The organism is Aeromonas sp. NJAU223, assembly GCF_051125555.1.
Classification (GTDB): domain Bacteria; phylum Pseudomonadota; class Gammaproteobacteria; order Enterobacterales; family Aeromonadaceae; genus Aeromonas; species Aeromonas veronii_G.
The window spans coordinates 2,642,674-2,662,298 of the sequence record NZ_CP144204.1; the positions used below are offsets into that span (position 1 = coordinate 2,642,674).

General features: G+C 62.3%; 16 protein-coding genes. 6 read left to right on the plus strand and 10 right to left on the minus strand.

Annotated elements, in window-relative coordinates; translation table 11 throughout:
- Positions 1 to 19 precede the first annotated feature (19 nt).
- The 3 genes from VZC39_RS12075 to VZC39_RS12085 form a co-directional block, all read right to left on the minus strand.
- On the minus strand, positions 20 to 685 hold the full coding sequence (locus VZC39_RS12075) for a glutathione S-transferase family protein (RefSeq protein WP_434662787.1): 666 nt from the start codon (positions 683 to 685) through the stop codon (positions 20 to 22).
- A 47-nt stretch (positions 686 to 732) separates the two neighbouring features.
- Positions 733 to 1,341 (minus strand): glutathione S-transferase family protein, encoded by a 609-nt coding sequence (locus VZC39_RS12080; RefSeq protein WP_434662789.1) that lies wholly within the window; start codon positions 1,339 to 1,341, stop codon positions 733 to 735.
- A gap of 123 nt (positions 1,342 to 1,464) precedes the next feature.
- A complete protein-coding gene (locus tag VZC39_RS12085) occupies positions 1,465 to 1,926 on the minus strand; it encodes a hypothetical protein (protein WP_434662792.1) in 462 nt (153 codons plus the stop codon).
- A gap of 199 nt (positions 1,927 to 2,125) precedes the next feature.
- Here VZC39_RS12085 and suhB point away from each other — a divergent pair, with 199 nt between their 5' ends.
- Entirely contained in the window at positions 2,126 to 2,929 is an 804-nt protein-coding gene (gene suhB, locus VZC39_RS12090; protein ID WP_349918224.1) for an inositol-1-monophosphatase, read from the plus strand.
- A gap of 207 nt (positions 2,930 to 3,136) precedes the next feature.
- On the opposite strand, the gene VZC39_RS12095 is transcribed toward suhB, so the two are convergent.
- Positions 3,137 to 4,012: a flagellar protein MotY gene (locus VZC39_RS12095; RefSeq protein ID WP_349918225.1), complete on the minus strand. Its 876-nt coding sequence runs from the start codon at positions 4,010 to 4,012 to the stop codon at positions 3,137 to 3,139.
- Positions 4,013 to 4,213: 201 nt separating this feature from the next.
- On the opposite strand from VZC39_RS12095, the gene rnt reads away from it, so the two are divergent.
- Entirely contained in the window at positions 4,214 to 4,870 is a 657-nt protein-coding gene (gene rnt / locus VZC39_RS12100; RefSeq protein WP_349918226.1) for a ribonuclease T, read from the plus strand.
- A gap of 268 nt (positions 4,871 to 5,138) precedes the next feature.
- Positions 5,139 to 6,461 carry a Na+/H+ antiporter family protein gene (locus tag VZC39_RS12105; protein WP_349918227.1) on the plus strand — a complete coding sequence of 441 codons (1,323 nt, stop codon included), beginning with the start codon at positions 5,139 to 5,141 and terminating at the stop codon, positions 6,459 to 6,461.
- A gap of 75 nt (positions 6,462 to 6,536) precedes the next feature.
- On the opposite strand, the gene VZC39_RS12110 is transcribed toward VZC39_RS12105, so the two are convergent.
- The 6 genes from VZC39_RS12110 to ydiJ form a co-directional block, all read right to left on the minus strand.
- Entirely contained in the window at positions 6,537 to 7,748 is a 1,212-nt protein-coding gene (locus VZC39_RS12110) for an MFS transporter (protein WP_349918228.1), read from the minus strand.
- 102 nt (positions 7,749 to 7,850) lie between these two features.
- Positions 7,851 to 8,768 carry a LysR family transcriptional regulator gene (locus VZC39_RS12115; protein ID WP_434662798.1) on the minus strand — a complete coding sequence of 306 codons (918 nt, stop codon included), beginning with the start codon at positions 8,766 to 8,768 and terminating at the stop codon, positions 7,851 to 7,853.
- A gap of 180 nt (positions 8,769 to 8,948) precedes the next feature.
- Positions 8,949 to 10,844 carry a DEAD/DEAH box helicase gene (locus VZC39_RS12120; RefSeq protein WP_349918230.1) on the minus strand — a complete coding sequence of 632 codons (1,896 nt, stop codon included), beginning with the start codon at positions 10,842 to 10,844 and terminating at the stop codon, positions 8,949 to 8,951.
- Positions 10,845 to 11,023: 179 nt separating this feature from the next.
- Entirely contained in the window at positions 11,024 to 11,485 is a 462-nt protein-coding gene (locus tag VZC39_RS12125) for a hotdog fold thioesterase (protein ID WP_434662801.1), read from the minus strand.
- A gap of 154 nt (positions 11,486 to 11,639) precedes the next feature.
- Entirely contained in the window at positions 11,640 to 12,128 is a 489-nt protein-coding gene (locus VZC39_RS12130; RefSeq protein ID WP_434662803.1) for a hypothetical protein, read from the minus strand.
- Positions 12,128 to 15,190, minus strand: coding sequence for a D-2-hydroxyglutarate dehydrogenase YdiJ (gene ydiJ / locus VZC39_RS12135; protein ID WP_434662804.1), 3,063 nt, complete (start codon positions 15,188 to 15,190; stop codon positions 12,128 to 12,130). The genes VZC39_RS12130 and ydiJ overlap by 1 nt, the downstream gene beginning before the upstream one ends.
- 168 nt (positions 15,191 to 15,358) lie before the next feature.
- Here ydiJ and VZC39_RS12140 point away from each other — a divergent pair, with 168 nt between their 5' ends.
- The 3 genes from VZC39_RS12140 to VZC39_RS12150 all read left to right on the plus strand — a co-directional run bounded on the left by VZC39_RS12140 (position 15,359) and on the right by VZC39_RS12150 (position 19,450).
- The gene (locus tag VZC39_RS12140) at positions 15,359 to 16,285 is read left to right on the plus strand and encodes a cation diffusion facilitator family transporter (protein ID WP_434662806.1); all 927 of its coding nucleotides are present in this window, start codon (positions 15,359 to 15,361) and stop codon (positions 16,283 to 16,285) included.
- Positions 16,286 to 16,601: 316 nt separating this feature from the next.
- Entirely contained in the window at positions 16,602 to 18,143 is a 1,542-nt protein-coding gene (locus tag VZC39_RS12145; protein WP_434662809.1) for a TerC family protein, read from the plus strand.
- 185 nt (positions 18,144 to 18,328) lie between these two features.
- Positions 18,329 to 19,450, plus strand: coding sequence for an alkene reductase (locus VZC39_RS12150; RefSeq protein ID WP_434662811.1), 1,122 nt, complete (start codon positions 18,329 to 18,331; stop codon positions 19,448 to 19,450).
- Positions 19,451 to 19,625 lie beyond the last annotated feature (175 nt).

Consider the following 19,625-nt stretch of genomic DNA (forward strand, 5'->3'; position numbering starts at 1 on the left):
AGAAAGCCCTCACCCTCGTCTAGCGGGTCATCATCGACTGCACCCGCTTGGCAGCCTCTTCCGGGGTCTCCTCCTTGCGTGGCGGTATGTTGATGCCCTTCTGGCAGGCGGGTTTTGCGGCCATGCGATCCATCCAGACCTGCAGGTGAGTCAGCCCCTCGATGGAGATACCGCTCCACTCGTGGATCCGCACCCAGGGCCAGGTGGCGATGTCGGCGATGCTGTACTCATCCGCCAGGTATTCGTGATGGGCCAGATGGCCGTCCAGCACCTCGAACAGACGGCGCCCCTCTTTCTGGTAGCGTTCGATGGCGGCGGGGATCTTCTCCGGGAAGTAGCGATAGAAGACATTGGCCTGCCCCATCATGGGACCGACCCCTCCCATCTGGAACATCAGCCACTGCAGGGCCTGGGAGCGGCGCTTGGGATCCTGGGGCAGCAGCTTGCCCGCCTTTTCGGCCAGATAGATGAGGATGGCGCCGGATTCGAACACGGCGAAGTCATCGTTGTCCCGATCGACGATGGCCGGGATGCGGCCATTGGGGTTGATGGCCAGGAAATCGGGCTGCTTCTGATCCAGTGCCGACAGATCCAGCGGGATCACTCGGTACGGCAATCCCAGTTCTTCCAGCGCTATGGTGACCTTGAAGCCATTGGGAGTGGCGGCGGTATAGAGATCGATCATCTTGGACTCCTTTTCATGGAAACGGGCTCTTGGTGGGAATAGGGCCGTCAGGCCTGGGCACTGGGGCGGGCACTGACCCGCTCATGCCAGGCCTGCAAATGAACCTGGCCGGGGGCGATACGCAGCTCCACCACCTTGCCAAAGTCGATGGTGCACAAGGCCAGGATATCGGCGATGGTGAAGCGTTCGCCAGCGACATAGGGCACCTCTGCCAGCCTGGCATCGAGCTTGTCGAACCAGAGCATGGCGTTCTTCTTGCATTCCTCCCCCCACTCGGGGAAGGGGGTTTCCCTGTCTTTGTAAAAACCCGTGATATGGCGAAAGGCCATGCCGGTCGGCAGCCAGAGGTTGAACTCGATGAAACGGCTCCACATCTCTATGGTGGCCCGCTCCAGGGGTGTGCTGCCAAACAGGTTGGGTTCGGGATAAAGCTCTTCAAAATAGCGGCAGATGGCGAGGGTTTCACTGAGACAGGTGCCATCGTCGAGTTCCAGCACGGGAATACGTCCGGCCGGGTTTTTGGCCAGAAAGTCAGGGCCCAGGTTCTCCCCGGCCCCCAGATCGACCTGCTGATAGGTCATCTCGATACCTTTCTCCGCCAGGAACATCCTGACGCGACGGGCATTGGGGGCACGCCTTAGCTCATAAACCTTCATATCACTCTCCGTGGACAAGACTTCCTGTGCCGTGATCCCGGCAATATACGGATCACGACGGCGCAATACCGGTCAGTTATGACAAATATTGCGCCGTTTGAACAGTCCACCAGGAGGGGGAGATCAGTTGCACAGCCCCTGGGGCTGGCGCTGACGGAGCAGGGTGAGGCGGGCAAGCAGCGGGAAGTAGGATTCGAGCTTGCTCTGCAGGACGCGACTACAGGCGGGATCCGCGAGATCGGCTTCATCCAGCACGATGCCGTTGGAGACAAAGTAGAGGTGCGGATCCCGCACATCCGGTCCGGTCAGGGGGGTCCCCTCACTGCGCTTGTGCACCAGCAGCGGCAAGACTGGCAGTCCGAGACCGGTATTGCTGTCCCCCGGCCAGCTGAATGCGGGCCAGGCCGCGTCCCCCTCCTCCAGCAGCAGGATGGCCACTTCCTGGGCCCCCGGCTGCCACTGACCAGGTTGTGCCACACGTACTTCATTGAAGTAATGATCAAATCCATTAGAGGCGCGCAATGCGGCCAGCACTCCCTGTGCTGTTGCGGCTAACGGTTTTTGACTGACTAATGACAGATTCATGGTTCATTTCCCTATGCTCACCACAGCCTGTGTTCGGCTGTCGCGATAAGACTAGCTCATGACGGGCCTTTATTGGAACCGCCAGATCTGGCAGTTATTAATCTGATGATTGCCGTCGGCAATGGTTGCCATTCCAGAATATCTTGGTAAGATATCGCGTCCTTTTATCCCCCGTTCTTTAACATCCAGTGGTGAACCTATGCATCCGATGCTGAATATCGCCGTGCGCGCTGCGCGCAACGCCGGTCAAGTTGTAGTAAAAGCCTTCTCCCAGCCCGAAAACATCGAGGCCATGCAAAAAGGCAGCAATGACTTCGTGACCAACGTTGACCGCGACGCCGAAGCGGCCATCATTCATACCATCAAGAAATCTTACCCGGAACACAGCATCGTGTCTGAAGAATCTGGTGAGATTGCCGGTACCAATCCGGATTACCAATGGATCATCGACCCACTGGATGGCACGACCAACCTGGTCAAAGGCATTCCGCACTTTGCCGTTTCCATCGCCCTGCGCGTGAAAGGCAAGACCGAACAAGCCGTGGTCTACGACCCCATTCGCGACGAACTCTTCACCGCCACCCGCGGTAACGGCGCCCAGCTGAACGGCTACCGCATCCGTGTGGGCAAGGCCCGCGAGATGGCTGGCACCGTGCTGGCGACCGGCTTCCCGTTCAAGCAGAAGCACCACATCGAGCCCTACCTGAAGATGTTCCAGAGCATGTTCATCGAGTGTGCCGACATCCGTCGTGCCGGCTCCCCGGCCCTGGATCTGGCCTATGTGGCTGCCGGTCGCATCGACGGCTTCTGGGAAATCGGTCTGAAGCCGTGGGAAACCGCAGCCGGTGAGCTACTGGCCAAGGAAGCGGGCGCCATCGTCACCGACTTCGTGGGTGGTCACAACTACGAAAACTCCGGCAACCTGGTCGTCGCCAACCCGCGCGTCCTCAAAGAGATGCTCGGCAAGATCCGCGAGCACCTGCCGGAATCTCTGGCCAAATAAGCCCGCATTATTGTGAAAAATGCCAGTCGGTTCCGCCGACTGGCATTTTTTATGTCTCAGCGGCAGGAAGTAGGAACAAATTGACGCTTGTCGAATGGCGAGATCCGCGTCTTGGGCCCCGAATGGCAGCATGAATCAACGTTCTGCCGAATAGAACAGCACAACCCACATCCATGACGTAAAAAGGCAGTGAAAACCACTGCCTAATCAGATGGTGCCATTGCGTCCCATGTTGATCACCACCCGCCGGTTCTTGGCCCGGCCCCCTTCCGTCTCATTGGAAGCCACGTGTTGCTTCTCGCCATGGCCTTCCACCGAGATCTTGCCCGCCTCAATCCCCAGATCCACGAACACCTGCTTGATGGCATCGGCCCGTTTCTCGGAGAGCTTCTGGTTCGGCCAGCGGCCGCCATAGCTGTCGCTGTAGGCGTCGATCACCACCACATCGATGCTCTTGTCCGCCTTCACATACTCGCTGATCATCGCCAGTCGACGCCTGGATGCAGGCGATAGCTGATCGCTGTTCTTGTCATAAGAGAGCACGCTGAAGGCGATGTCGTTGAAGTTGTAGGGCAAGAGGCCGGTCAGGCAATCCATGAAGGCCTGATACTTGACCCGGAAATTGACCGAGGAGAGAGAGACCCGCACCGGCCTGTCCTGGCGATACCAGTCCCGATACTGGAAGGTTGGCATGCGGCCTCCTTCGAGCTCATCGAGCATGGTCCAGGCGGTCTGACCGGCCACCAGACCGTCAAACTGCTGATAAAACTGCAGTTGGCTTATCTGCCTGCCCGCCACGCCGGGGCGCCAGCTGGGTGGCATGATCCCTAGGGAGACCGTCTGGGTGCGGGCCTGGGGGCGCTGCCCCTTCAGCTCGAAATCCAGATTGATCTTGCGACCGGCGCGGCTCACGAAAGCCCCCGTGCCCCAACGGGGGATGGGATGCTCGAGGCGGCACTCCACCTGGGAGTCGGAGGTCAAGCGCCAGACGGATTGATCCAGGCCGGCACCAAATTCGGTGACCCCCGCCTGCAACTGCATACTCACGGATATGCTGACCAACCCTAACACCCAAGCATTCAACGGCTTGTCCTCCATACGATCTCGGATTAACTATCGGCAGGGGTCAGGCAAGCTTTAGCAACTAAACGCGGCGAACAAAGGGAGTGCTCAATAAGCGACCGCGCTCATCGGGCTGCCCCGGGAGAAACGCCTTGCTCGGGAGGGACAAGGGCCGGCTTTTTTGCCATAATGCGCCCTTACATTCACGCCGACCGAGATACCATGACCGACGCCGTTCACACCCTCAAGGGCCGCTTTCGTGGCTTTTACCCCGTCGTCATCGATGTTGAAACCGCCGGGTTCAATGCCCGTACCGATGCCCTGCTGGAGATAGCCGCTCATACCCTCAAGATGGATGAGCAAGGCTGGCTGGTGCCCGATCAGATCTTCCATTTCCACGTCGAACCCTTCGAGGGCGCCAATCTGGAAAAGGCCGCGCTGGAGTTCACCGGCATCGATCCCTTCAATCCACTGCGGGGTGCCGTCAGCGAGAAAGAGGCGTTGACCGAGATCTTCAAGGGAGTGCGCAAGGGCATGAAGGAGCAGGATTGCGGCCGTGCCATCATCGTGGCCCACAACGCCACTTTCGATCACGGCTTCGTGACCGCCGCCGCCGAGCGGGCCGGCCTCAAGCGCAATCCATTCCACCCCTTCGCCACCTTTGACACCGCCGCCCTCTCGGGCCTGGCCCTGGGTCAGACGGTGCTGGCCAAGGCATGCCAGAGCGCCAAGATCCCCTTTGACAACAAAGAGGCGCACTCCGCCCTCTATGACACCGAGCGCACCACGGATCTCTTCTGCTACATCGTCAATCGCTGGAAGAGCCTGGGGGGCTGGCCCCCCGCCGAGGTGGATGACACGGCGGACGACGCCGAGTAATGAATGGATATGCATCCAGACAATCAGGCTGCCCAGTGGCAGCCTGATTGTTTTCAGTCCCGTACCGGCCCGGCTGGTTGGGCCAGCAGCCCGCGAGGCAGGGCTCTTGTGCCAAGGTGGAGACAAATCCCGGTTTCGATCAACTTTGTGTCACAAGATGCTGCCGACAAGCGGTTTTAGCTGATTTTTTTCTCGACATTTGTCACATTTTTCGCAAACTAACGGCCTTTCAGAAGACAGACAGCAACACATACCATAAGGAAAGCAAATGAATCCTGTTGTTATCGCGGTAGCGCTGATGCTGGTGCTCAGCCTGCTGCGGATCAATGTGGTGGTCTCCCTCGCCATCGGTGCCATCGTCGGCGGCCTCATCGGCGGCCTCTCACTCGAGCAGACCCTCAGCACCTTCACCGGTGGCCTGGGTGGCGGCGCCGAGATCGCCCTCTCCTACGCCATGCTGGGCGCCTTTGCGGTCGCCATCTCCCGCTCCGGCATCACGGATCTGCTGGCCCGCAAGGTGATCAGCCAACTCGGCAAGGATGCCAGCTCCTCCCGCATCCTCTGGGTCAAGAGCCTGCTGCTCGCCTCTGTGCTGGGGGTATCCATCTCCTCCCAGAACCTGATCCCGGTGCACATCGCCTTCATCCCCATCCTGATCCCGCCGCTGCTGCACGTCATGGCCCAGATGCAGATTGACCGTCGCCAGGTGGCCTGCGTCATCACCTTCGGCCTGACCGCGACCTACATGCTGCTGCCAGTGGGTTTTGGTGGCATCTTCCTGAACAACATCCTGGCCAAGAACCTGATCGACAACGGGGTTCCGGTGGAGCACAGCCAGCTGCCCATGGCCATGGCGATCCCGGTGTTTGGCATGTTCATCGGCCTGCTCATCGCGGTCTTCTTCACCTACCGCAAGCCGCGCCAGTATGATCTGGAGAAGATCCTCTCCGCCGAGCCGGAAACCGTGCAACTCAACCTCAACCACATCTGGGTCGCCCTGCTGGCCATCGCCGTGGCGCTGGGGTTGCAGCTGATGACCAACAGCATCGTGTTGGGCGCGCTGGCAGGCTTCGTCATCTTCACCTGTGGCGGCGTCATCAAGTTCCGCGAGAGCCAGGATGCCTTCACTCAGGGGGTGCGCATGATGTCCCTCATCGGCTTCATCATGATCTCCGCCGCCGGCTTCGCCGCCGTGATGAAGGAGACCCACGGGGTGGATAGCCTGGTGCAGGCGGTCTCCGGCATGATGGCCGGCCACAAGGGGATGGCGGCCTTCCTGATGCTGCTGGTGGGGCTGCTCATCACCATGGGGATTGGTTCCTCCTTCTCCACCGTGCCCATCATCGCCACCATCTATGTGCCCCTGTGCATCCATCTGGGTTTCTCCCCCATGGCGACCATCGCCCTGGTGGGGGCTGCCGGTGCCCTGGGGGATGCAGGCTCCCCCGCCTCGGACTCGACGCTCGGCCCCACTTCCGGCCTCAACGCCGACGGTCAGCACGATCATATTTGGGACAGCGTGGTGCCCACCTTCATCCACTACAACATCCCGCTCATCATCTTCGGCTGGATTGCCGCCATGGTGCTCTAAGCACGCAATTGGCAACACAGATGAATGCAATGCAAGAGGCGACCCCAGGGTCGCCTCTCTCATGTTCGGCCATGCTCAGGCAGGTTCGGATACCCGCTGGCGACCCCGGCCCGTCAGCCCGCCGATGAGGGCCAGCAAGGCCAGCAGCAGTCCGACCATCCCCACCCCGGACCATTCTCCCTTCTGCCAGGCCAGCATGGCGAGGCTGGAACCCAGCGTCCCCCCAAGGAACATGGCCCCCATGAAGAGGGTATTGACCCGCCCCCTCGCCACCTCCCTCAATCCATAGATGAGCTGCTGATGGGCGATGAGCGCGCTCTGCACCCCCAGATCCAGCAAGATGACGCCCACCGCCAATCCGATCAGGCTGTGCCAGGTTTCGAACACTATCCAGGCCAGTACCACCATCAGGGCCCCGCTCAACACCACGGGCCTGGCCCCCTGCCGATCCGCCAGCCGCCCAGCCAAGGGGGCCGCGAGGACACCGACCACCCCTATCACCCCGAACAGGCCGGCCCACTGTGCTCCGAGCCGATAGGAGGAGTGCGCCAGATAGAGCGCCAGCACGGTCCAGAAGGCGCTGAAGGAGCCAAACAACAGCCCCTGTGTCAGCGCGGCACGGCGCAGAGCCGGCTCCTCCCGCCAGAGGGTGACGAGAGAGCGCAGCAAGGCCCCATAGGTGAGGGTGACGCGCGGCAACTGGAGGGGGATGGTGCGTGCCATCAGCAGGGCCCCCAGCAGCGCCAGCGGAATACCGAGCCAGAACATGGTGCGCCAGCCCGCATAGGCCGTGACAACGCCCGCCAGGGTGCGGCTGAGCAGGATGCCACCGAGCAGACCGCTCATCACAGTGCCCACCACGGCGCCGCGCCGTGCGGGATCCGCCAGCGTCGCCGCGACGGGCACAATCTGCTGGGCCGCCGTTGCCCCGATGCCGAGCAGTACCGAGGCCAGCATCAACATGGTGGTCCCCTGGGCCAGGGCCGCCAGCAAAGAGGCAAGGGCGATGAGGACGAACTGCCCGACGATGAGCCAGCGCCGAACCAGCACATCGCCAAGGGGCACCAGCAGCAAGAGGCCGAGGGCATAGCCGAGTTGGGTCAGTACGGCGATGAGAGGAATGGCTGAATGGCCGGGGAAATCCCGTGCCATCACCGCCAGCATGGGCTGGTTGTAATAGATGTTGGCGACCGCCAGACCGCAGCAGAGCGCCATGGCGAAGATGAATGTGGGGGTCAGCGCCCTGGCAGGCTGGGCCGCCGTTGGGGAGACGCTCGGTGATGTCATGATGCCATCCTCATTGATGCAAGGCGCCGGCAACAGGCCGGGCTGGATGAAGAGACTACCCCCGGAGCCGGGACGGCAGTAGCCGTCCCCACGCCATAACGGTTATTCCGCCGGGGAATGGGTCCGCGCCGCTTGCAACCCGGGCAGGCCGCTCACGAAGGCCAGCCAGGCACTCGCCTTGGCACTGGGCCCTCGCCCCGCAGGCAACAGGGCCCAGAGATCCAGCCTCGGCAACTGCCACTCCGGCAAGAGTCTCACCACCTCCCCGCTGGCCAGTTCGGGGGCAAACATCCACTCGGAGCTGATGCCAAGCCCAATCCCGGCCAGCACCGCGGCGCGCATTCCCTCGGCGGCGGAGACCATGATCCGGCCACGGGCCGCTATGTCGACCCGCTCATCCCCCCGGCTGAATGACCAGGAGTGCCCAAGACCGGGCCTCGGACTGTAGATCACCAGCGCCTGCCCCTGCAGATCACCGGGAGATTGCGGCCGACCCGCCGCGGCGAGACAGGCGGGTGTTCCCACCACCACCCGGGCACAGTGCGCGAGGTGGCGGGCCACCAGGGCGGAGTCGGGTTGGGGGCCGAGCCGCAGGGCCACATCAATGCCCGCCGCGATGAGATCCAGGTTGTCATCATCCAGCAGGATCTCGAGTTCCAGTTCGGGATGCGCCGCCATAAAAGCGGGCAGATGAGGAATGAGGTGCAACCGGGCGAAGGTAACGGGGGCAGAGATGCGCAGGCGTCCAGTGAGGGCGGTGCGGCACTGCCCTACCTGGGCTTCCGCCTCCTCCACCTCAACCAGGATGCGTTTCGCATTCAGGTAGTAAGCCTCCCCCGCCTCGGTCGGAGTCAGGCCGCGGGTCGAGCGCAGCAGCAGCGCGCCTCCAAGGCGCGCCTCCAGCTGGGCGATCTGCTTGGACACGGCCGGCTGGCCAAGCCCCAGACGCCTGGCGACCGCCGAAAAGGAGCCCGTCTCCACCGCCAGCACGAACACCTCCATCGCCCCCAGTCTGTCCATCTGTTCCCCTTCATCACTCCATTGCACAATGTCGGCACACGTTAGCACCGTGCCACCCGCACAAGCCAGCTCGCAATGTCCTGCCGCCAAGCGTCCACAGCGAAGCTGTGGTATTTCGCCTGATCGACGGCCATAAAAAAGACCGCTCGATGAGCGGTCTTTTATCAGTGCGATCCGGGTTTAGCTGTCGCGGCGCTTGCCGCCGAACTTGCGACCCTTGTCGAAGCCGCCTTCACGGCGATCCTTGTTGAAGGGACGGTCACCCTGGGGGCGGCGATCCTTGTTGAAGGTGCGCTCCTTGTTGAAGGGACGGTCGCCACGGGGCGGGCGGCTGCTGGTGTTGCCACCGGCCGGCACCTCGGTGTAGCGCGCGATCTGCAGCGGACGCTGGCAGACACGGGCCTTCTTGATCACTTCCAGCACCTCGGCGCTCATGCCCTTGGGCAGATCGACGGTGGAGAAGTCATCGGCGATGTCGATGTTGCCGATGAAACGGCTCTCAATGTTCGCTTCGTTGGCGATGGCACCCACGATCTGACCCGGCTTGACGCCGTGATGGGCACCCACGTCGACGCGATAGCGCTCCATCTCCACGTCCGGGTTGTCCTTGAGCGGACGCGGCTCCAGGGACGGCATGCGACGGGCCGGACGATCGCCACGGTCACCGAAATCACGGGGGCCACGGTCGTTGAAATCACGACGCTCGAAGTTGCCGCGATCATTGTTGTTGCTGAACAGGGGATCCGGGATGGAGTCATCCAGCAGCAGCGGTTGGTCACCTTGCACCAGCTTGGCCAGTGCGGCAGCCAGTTCCAGCGGATCGGCGGAGTCTTCCTGGATCAGCTCATTCACCAGGTTGTGGTAGATCTCGAGCTCCTCACCCATCATGGTCTCGCGGATGCGCTCCTTGAACTTGGCCAGACGGTGCTGGTTGATGTCCTCGGTGCTCGGCATCTTCATCGGTTCGATGGCCTGACGAGTGGCGTGCTCGATGGCACGCAGCATGCGGCGCTCGCGCGGCGCCACGAACAGGATGGCCTCACCCTTGCGACCGGCACGACCGGTACGGCCGATACGGTGAACGTAGGATTCGGTATCGTACGGAATGTCGTAGTTCACCACGTGGGTGATGCGCTCGACGTCCAGACCACGGGCGACCACGTCGGTGGCGATCAGGATGTCCAGCTGGCCTTGACGCAGCTTGTCAACGGTACGCTCACGCAGCTTCTGCGGGATGTCGCCGTGCAGGGCTTCACAGGCATGGCCACGGGCGGCCAGCTTGCCGGCCAGCTCTTCGGCGGCGTTCTTGGTGCGCACGAAGACCAGCAGTGCCTCGTAGGGCTCCACTTCCAGCAGACGGGTCATGGCGTCCAGCTTGTGCAGACCGGTCACCTGCCAGTAACGCTGACGGATGGTGGTGGCAGTGGCTGTCTTGGAGGCGATCTTGATCTCTTTGGGCTGCTTCAGGTGCTTCTGGGCCACGCGGCGGATCTGCTCCGGCATGGTGGCGGAGAAGAGAGCAACCTGACGGCCGGCCGGGCACTGATCCATGATCCAGTCCACGTCGTCGATGAAGCCCATGCGCAGCATTTCGTCCGCTTCATCCAGCACCAGGGCTTTCAGACCGGAGAGATCCAGGTTCTTGCGACGGATCAGATCCATCACGCGGCCCGGGGTACCGACGACAACCTGGGCACCACGGCGCAGGGCGCGGGTCTGGGTTTCGTAGGAGGCGCCGCCGTAGATGGGCAGCACGTGGAAATCGGGCATGTGGTGAGCGTAGCGTTGGCACGCTTCAGCCACCTGCAGAGCCAGTTCGCGAGTCGGCGCCAGCACCAGGATCTGGGTGTTACGGTTACCAGCTTCCAGACGAGACAAAAGAGGCAAGGCAAAAGCAGCGGTCTTCCCTGTACCGGTTTGTGCCTGCCCCAGCAGATCGTGTCCCGCCATCAGGTGGGGGATTGCTGCGGCCTGGATGGGAGACGGGCGCTCATAGCCCACGTCCTGCAGCGCTTTCAATACAGGCGCGGCCAGTCCAAGCTCACTAAAAAGGGGCAGTTGTTCGGTATCAGACATAGATTCTTCCAGATTAAGGCAGGCGGCTAACACCGCGGAATAGCAAAAGGCGGCGATTATAGCGCCACTTTGTTCTGCTGTCTTGAAAAATGTGATAAGCCTCTCAAGACGTTGGCAATTATAGAGGGATCTCGCGACTATGGCTTGCTTATTTTTCGCTCATGGTGCGTTATTGCCGATCACTTCTCGCCGGATCCCTTGTCCTGCTTGTGCCTGAGCACCGCCATGGTGAGTCGGCTGGTGCACAATAAACGACCACGCTCGTCGCGGATCTCTATCTGCCACACCTGGGTGCTGGCCCCCAGATGCAGGGGGAAACAGCGCCCGGTCACCACCCCTTCCCGCTTGGCCCGCAGATGATTGGCATTGACCTCCAATCCGACGCAGTAGTACTCCGCCCCCACCGCCATGTTGGCCGCAAGCGATCCCAGCGTCTCCGCCAGCACCACGGAGGCGCCCCCGTGCAGCATGCCGAGCGGCTGATGAGTGCGGTGATCCACCGGCATGGTGGCCTCCAGCCAGTCGGGACCGAAGGCGGTGTAGTGGATATCGAGGTGGGCCATCAGGGTATTGCGGGAGCTGGCGTTGAGCCCCTCGAGGCTCATGGGCTTGCGCCAGATGGGGGCGTTCTCTTGACTCATGACAAGCAGACTCCTTATGAATTAACGAACATGATCAATGGCTTGCCACTGACGATATCAAAACTGCCGCGTAAAGCGCAAAAGCGGGACAACAAAATGCCCCGCTATCGGGGCATCTTGAGACAGGCAGGACTGAGCAGGATGCTGCCCGGGTTCACCAAGGGTAGGTGACCCCCGGCCACGCGTCCCAGGGGATCTCCCGTCCCGGCAGACACGGCGCTCGCCACTGCCAGACCTTCCCCAGCCAGTCGCGCAGCTCGGCCTCGAGTTCGGCATCGGTCAGCGGCGTCCCGGCCACCTTCCAGAAGAAGAGCTCCACCTCCACCTCCGGCAGCACCGAGGGATAAAGATAAACGCCCCCCCAAAACTCGGGTTCCCGCTCCGGGCTCCAGAGACCATAGGCGAAGGAGCGCTTGGCCAGAAACTCCGAACGCTGCCACTCCAGATCCGCCTCGTGCTGGCTCAGGCTGAAGCTGGCCGACGGCCAGAGATCGTCCGGGCGAAACAACTGATGCAGCTGTTCGCACTCGCGCAGGATGGCGACGAACTCCACCACAGCCTGAGTCGGGCTCACCGGCAACAACAGCAGGTTCGGGCGCCGATACGCCTGCGGTACCCGAAACCGCTTGGGGAGGCGCAGCATCAGAGCAGTTCCAGCAAGGCCTGCACCGGATGCTTGAGCTTCTCCCCTTCCATCCGTTTGACCTGGCTGCGGCAGGAATAACCGGTGGCGAGACAACGCTCCTTCGGCAGGCGCGCCAGCGGCTCAGCCCAGCTGAGGCCATAAATGCCTCTGGAGTTCTCCACCTGCTTGGCATCGTGACCATAGGTCCCCGCCATGCCGCAGCAACCGACCGAGACCGGTTGCAACCTGGCGCCGAAGCGGCTGAACAGGGTGCCCCAGTCGCCGTGAGTCGAGGGCTTCGCGGTCTTCTCGGTGCAGTGGGCAAACAGATACCAGGGCTGCGCGGCCTCCTCTTTGACCTCGGCCGCGGGCAGGCTCTCTACCGGCAAGGAGAGCAGCCACTCCTGGGGCAGCATCACCTGGAAGTCTCCACGGGCGGAGCCGAGTGCCTTCACATATTCGTCCCGGTAACAGAGCACCAGGGAGGGATCCACCCCCACCATGGGGATGCCGAGTCCCGCCACCTTGTTGAGGAACTGGGCACTGCTGGCCGCGGTGCGGGCGAAGGCACGCAGGAAGCCCTTCACGTGCTGGGGCTTGCCGTTGGGTTTGAACGGCAGCAAATAGGGCTGAAGTCCAAGTTTGCTCGCGAGTTTCACCAGATCTCGCACCACGGGCGCGTCGTAATAACTGGTGAAGGGGTCTTGTACGATAAGAACCACTTTTTGACGCTGTTCGGGGCTCATGGCCTCGAGTCCCGCCAGATCGAAATAGCGGGCACGGTGATCGCGAAGGGACTCGGCCAGGGTAGGCACCGAGAGCAGGGGCACGTCCACCATGCCGATGCTCTTCTCGGTCGCCTTCTGGGCCCACTCCTTCTCCAGGAAGAAGTTGACCAGCTTGGGGGCCTTGGCGAGCAGGGGCGCATAGCTTTCGACGGTGCCGACGAAGTAATCCTTGGGGCCGCGCAGGTAGCGGCTGTGATAGAGCTGCATGAAGCGGGCGCGGAAGGTGGGCACATCCACCTTGATGGGACACTGGCTGGTGCAGGCCTTGCAAGCCAGACACCCCTCCATCGCCTCCATCACCTCGTGGGAGAAGTCATACTGGCCGCGGGCGCGGGCCACGGTGTTGCGCACCTTGTCGACGATGGATTTGATGCGCAGACCGCCGCTTTGCAGCTCAATCTCTTCGCTCAAGGGATCGAATCCCTGCTCTGCCAGCTGGCGCAGCCATTCGCGCATCAAGCCTGCCCGCCCCTTCGGCGAGTGGCGACGGTCGCGGCTTATCTTGACCGAGGGGCACATGGGGGAGTCGGTCTCGAAGGTGAAGCAGAGGCCGTTGCCGTTGCAATCGAGCGCCCGGGTGTAGCTCTCACGCACGGCGATGGGGATCTGGCGGTCGAACTTGCCGCGCTTGGGCCCGTCCACCGACACCAGCTCGGCACCGCTGCCATAGGGCACGCAGATCTTGCCCGGGTTGATGCGGTTCTGGGGATCGAAGGCCCCCTTCACTCGCTGCAGTTCCTCCCACAGCTCGCCGAAGAAGGCGGGACTGTATTCGGATCTGAACCCCTTGCCGTGCTCCCCCCACATCAGGCCGCCATATTTGGCGGTGAGCGCCACCACCTGATCCGAGATGCGCCGCAGCAGTACCTCCTGCTCGGGGTCGCACAAATCCAGCGCCGGGCGCACGTGCAGGACACCGGCATCCACGTGGCCGAACATGCCGTAGTCGAGGCCGTGATCGTCCAGCAGGGCACGAAACTCCATGATGAAGTCGGCCAAGGATTCCGGTGGCACGGCGGTGTCTTCGGTGAAGGCCACCGGCTTCTTGCGCCCCTCGGCGTTGCCGAGCAGCCCCACCGACTTCTTGCGCATGGCGTAGATGGTCTCGATGCTCGGCAGGTGGCTGCATACCTGATAGCCGATGACCCCCGCCTCCCCGCTCGCCAGCAACCCGTCGATGCGGCGGCACAGCTCCGCCACCTTGGCCTGGTGCTCGGCTTCATCGGTGTCCGCAAACTCGACGATATTGAGCCCCTGCAGATCCTTGCCCGGCACCTCCTGGATGAACTCCTTGACCGAGTGCCAGATGATGTCGGCCCGGGCCAGCCCCAGCACCCGGGAGTCCACCGTCTCCACCGACAAGGCGTGGGCCTCCACCATGAAGGGGGCATTGCGAAGCGCGGACGGGAAGCTGTCGTACTTGACGTTGACCAGGGTGCGGTAGCGCGGAATGGGGGTGATGTTGAGGCGGGCCTCGGTGATGAAGCCCAGCGACCCTTCCGAGCCGCACAGCACCCGGCTCACATCCAGGGTGTCGGTGTCGGGCCTGTAGAGATGCTTGAGATCGTAACCGGTGAGGAAGCGGTTGAGCTTGGGGAAGGTCGCCTCGATGTCGGCGCGCCGCTCGCGGCCGATGCGATAGAGGGTGCGGTAGATCTCCCCTTCCCGGTTCTTAAGCGCCAGCTTGTCCGCGAGGCGCTCGCCATTGACCGGCTCCGTGCTCATGAGGTCGCCGTTCTCCAGCACCGCCTTGAGACCCAGCACGTGATCCGAGGTCTTGCCATAGACCAGCGACCCCTGACCGGACGCATCGGTATTGACCATGCCGCCCAGAGTGGCGCGGTTGGAGGTGGAGAGATCCGGCGAGAAGAAGTAGCCGTGAGGCTTGAGATAGGCGTTGAGCTGATCCTTCACCACCCCGGCCTGGGCACGCACCCAGCCCGCTTCCAGATTAATTTCCATGATCTGGTTCATATGGCGAGAGAGATCGACGATAATGCCGCCGCCCAGAGACTGGCCATTGGTGCCGGTGCCGCCGCCGCGAGGGAAAAAACTCAAGCAGGCGTAGGTGCTCTCCTGGGCCAACCTGAGCATCACCGCAATATCATCCGCACTGCGCGGATAGAGGACCGCCTCTGGAATAACCTGATAGACGCTGTTATCCGTCGCCATCGCCAACCGGCTTGCATAAGACTTTTCGATATCACCACGAAATGCGCTGCGTCCCAATACATCGAGGAACTTCAGAGTTGTGGATGACAAACTGTCCTGGTAATCGAGTCTCGGGATCATGAATCCTTGTTCCCTTCCTTTGCTTGATGCCGGAGTGCCGGCGACAACGACCGCCTGGCTCGCCTCTCTCGGGCTGCCTTGGCCGGTCCGCTCACATGTGAGCGGGCAGTATATCAGCTAGAAAACCGCTTGCGCGCTCAATCTTCACCATTTGAAAGGAGGACATTTATGGCTCATTACAGCCATGTTATCAGTACGCTGATCCGCACCGAAAAACAGGCGCTGACCCTGTCGCTGTTCGGCTGCATCGGCTTCGCCCTGTTCGGGATCGGCTACGGCCTGTTCGTCGGTTCCAACGCCATCATGCTCGATGGCATCTTCACCCTGTTCAGCATGGGCATGACGGGCCTTGGACTCATCACCGCCTACCTGGTCACCCGCCCCTCCGATGCCCGCTTCCAATATGGCTACGCCCATTTCGAGCCCATCACCAACGTCATCAACGGCACCATCATACTGCTGCTCTGTCTTGGCGCCCTGCACAGCGGCATCAGCTCCCTGATGAGCGGCGGGCGGGAGATAGACCTCGGTCACGCCCTCATCTATGCCGCCGTCTGCACCTTCTTCTGCGCCATTATCTACAAGGTCGAGTCTGCGGTGGCCGAACGGATCAATTCCGAACTGGTGCGGGTCGACTCCAAGGAGTGGCTGGTCGATACCCTGCTCAGCGTCACCCTGCTCATCGGTTTTCTGGTGGCCATCGGCCTCGATACCATCGGCTATGGCCAGTACAACCGCTACATAGACCCCGTGCTGGTCACCCTGCTGGCCCTGTGCGCCACCCTGATCCCCATCAAGGTACTCGGCCGCAACCTGCGGGAAGTGCTGAAAATCGCCCCCAAGGGGGATGTCTCACGGCTGGTGGCCAGCGAGATAGAGGCCCTGCGCCAGCGCCACGGGGTCGAGTGCTACAGCCACTTGGCGAAAAGCGGCCGCCGTTTCGATCTCGAACTCAACATCCTGGTAGCCCCAGGCCAGGAGTGGCCCATCGAGCGCCAGGATGCCCTGCGCCAGGAGCTCTGGTCCCGCCTCGGCGACACCCTGGGGGACGCCTGGCTGTCGGTCTGCTTCACCCGCGAGAAACGCTGGCTGTAACAGCCCGCCGACACCGGCAGACAAACAGGGAGGCGGTCGCCGCCTCCCTTGCCCCTCTCCCCGGCCATTTGCTGTCATCACATCTTCATAACGCCGCTATTGCCAAATCAATGACAACCGTTATCATCAGGGCTCACTTTTAACCGAGGTTTTATTGCCCATCATGGACAACCCCCGAAGTCGCCCTTCGTATATACCCATCACGTCTTGTCTTTACCTGCTCAATCCGCGCCTCTGAACGACCACTGTGCCTAGCCTTGTCACGGTCCTTTGCCGTGTCTGATACCCACGCCGTTCGTTTTTATTAGAGGTCAACATGGAATTCTTGCTGGATCCCGCCCTGCTGGTGGGTCTGTTTACCCTGATCATCCTGGAGATAGTCCTCGGGATCGACAACCTGGTCTTCATCGCCATCCTGGTGAAGAAGCTTCCTCCCGCCCAACGGGACAAGGCCCGCATCATCGGCCTCTCCCTGGCGCTGCTGATGCGCCTTGGGCTGCTCAGCATCATGTCCTGGCTGGTCACCCTCACCACCCCCTTGCTGCACCTTGGTGACTTCGCCTTCTCCGGTCGGGATCTCATCCTGATGGGGGGTGGCCTGTTCCTGCTGTTCAAGGCCACCACCGAACTGCACGAGCGCCTCGAGGCGAAACCCGAGGTCCAGGGCCAGGTCGGCGTCTACGCGGGCTTTGGCGTGGTGATCGCCCAGATCCTGGTGCTGGATGCCGTCTTCTCCCTGGACTCCATCATCACCGCCGTCGGCATGGTGGATCACCTGGGGGTCATGATGGCGGCGGTGACCATCGCCATGGTGGTGATGGTGCTCGCCTCCAAGCCGCTGACCCGCTTCGTCAACGCCCACCCGACCGTGGTGGTGCTCTGTCTGAGCTTCCTGCTGATGATAGGTTTCAGCCTGGTGGCGGAAGGGTTTGGCTTCCACATTCCCAAGGGTTACCTCTACGCCGCCATCGGCTTCTCGGTGCTCATCGAGTTCTTCAACCAGTTGGCCCAGCGCAGCGCCCGTCGCCACGCATCCCGGCTTCCCCTGCGTGAACGCACCACGGCCGCCATCTTCCAGATGATGGGAGGCAGCAAGCGCAGTGCGGCTCAGGAACTGGACGAAGACGAGGAGCAGGAACAGCCCCTGCCCCCCGGCTTTGGCGAGGAGGAGCGCAACATGGTGAGCGGCGTGCTGTCTCTCGCCGAGCGATCCATCCGCACCATCATGACGCCGCGATCCGAGATGGCCTGGATCGACGTCAATGACAGCCCGGACGAGATCCGCGCCCTGCTGCAACGGGAGCCTCACAGCCTGTTCCCGGTCTGTGACGGCGGGCTGGACGACCTCATCGGGGTGGTCAAGGCACGTGACCTGCTGTTCGCCCTGAACGAGGGGCAGTCCCTGCACGCACTCGCCAAGCAGAACGACCCCGTCATCGTGCCCCAGACCATCAACGTGATCCGATTGCTGGCGGAGCTGCGCCAGGCCAGGGGCAGCCTCATCCTGGTGACGGACGAGTTCGGCGTCATCCAGGGGCTGGTGACCACCCACGATCTGCTGGAGGCCATCGTCGGCGAGCTGCCGGATGAGGGCGAGACCCCGGACGTGGTCCGCGATGGGGAAGGCTGGCTTATCAACGGCAGCACCAACATCCATCAGGTGGAGCAGGCGCTGGATTGTGACGGACTGGTGAGCGAGAGCGATGAGTACGTGACCCTGGCGGGCATGCTGCTCTCCCACTTCGGCAGCCTGCCGGAGCAGGGCCAGCAGTTGCAGCTGGGCGGGCATCACTTCGAGGTGCTGGCGGTGAACGAGCGACGCATCGAGCGAGTGAGGATCAGGGCGCTGCAGCCCTGACGCCAGCCCACGCCATGGGCGTGAATGGATGCCAATGAATCAAACCAGAGGGCCAGTCGGCCCTCTTTTTTTGGCCTCCCATCGCCATTGCTGCACAAGTTGCAATTCTCTTCTGTGATTACCCCTCTTTTTCTCAATACAGGCGGGGAATAGAGTCAGCACCATCACCCGATGAGGAATTCAAAATGAGCCACGACAACCTGTTCTGCCCCCTGCGCCTCGGCCAACTGCACCTGAACAACCGTATCGTCATGCCCCCCATGACCCGCTCCCGCGCCAGCCAGCCCGGGGATGTGGCCAACGCCATGATGGCCACCTACTACGGCCAGCGGGCCGACGCCGGTCTCATCGTGAGCGAAGGCACCCAGATCGATCCCCTCGGCAAAGGCTATGCCTGGACCCCGGGCATCCATAGCGCCGAGCAGGTCGCCGGCTGGAAGCTGGTAACGGACGCCGTCCATGCCAAGGGGGGCACCATCTTCGCCCAGCTCTGGCACGTGGGCCGGGTCACTCATCCGGACAACATCGGCGGCGCCCAGCCCATCTCGGCGTCAGCCATCAAGGCCGACGGGGTCAAGGTCTTCGTGGACAACGGCAGCGACGCCCCGGGGTTTGTGGAAACCACCCTGCCCCGCGCCATGACCCAGGCCGACATCGACATCGTGGTGGGCCAGTTCCGCCGCGCCGCCCGCAACGCCATGGAGGCGGGGTTTGACGGCATCGAGCTGCACGCCGCCAACGGCTATCTCATCAACCAGTTCCTGGACTCCGAGTCCAATGCCCGTACCGACAACTACGGCGGCTCCCTCGAGAACCGGCTGCGCTTCTTGAAAGAGGTGGTCGAGGCGGTGAGCGCCGAGATCGGGGCGGATCGGGTCGGCGTGCGCCTGGCCCCCCTCACCACCCTGAATGGCACCGTGGATGCCAATCCGGAGCAGACCTATCTGGCCGCCGCCCGCCTGCTGGGGACGCTCGATGTCACCTATCTGCACATCGCCGAAGCGGACTGGGACGATGCCCCCCTGATGCCGGAGAACTTCAAGCAGGGGCTGCGGGACGCCTTCCCCAACACCCTCATCTATGCGGGCAAATACGATGGCGCGCGGGCGCGGGCCGCCCTCGAGGCGGGCTGGGCAGACATGATTGGCTTTGGCCGCCCCTTCGTGGCCAACCCCGATCTGCCGAACCGGCTGCGCCACGGCTACCCCTGGGCGCCCCATGATCCGGCCACCCTGTTTGGCGGCGCCGAGCACGGCCTCACCGACTACCCCGTCTATCAGGGGGAAAGCACCCCGCAACCCGCCTGATTGATAGCGGCTCTCCCTTCTGTTTATTGGCCCCCGCCCTGCGGGGGCTGTTTATTTTGTTAACCCCCTCTTGTATCAGCCCCTCTCTGTATCGACCCCTCTTCCCCGCGCCCAAAAACCGGGAGTCAATCATCACTTGTCTGATGAAGATCAAAACCTTGTCATGACAAGAGGC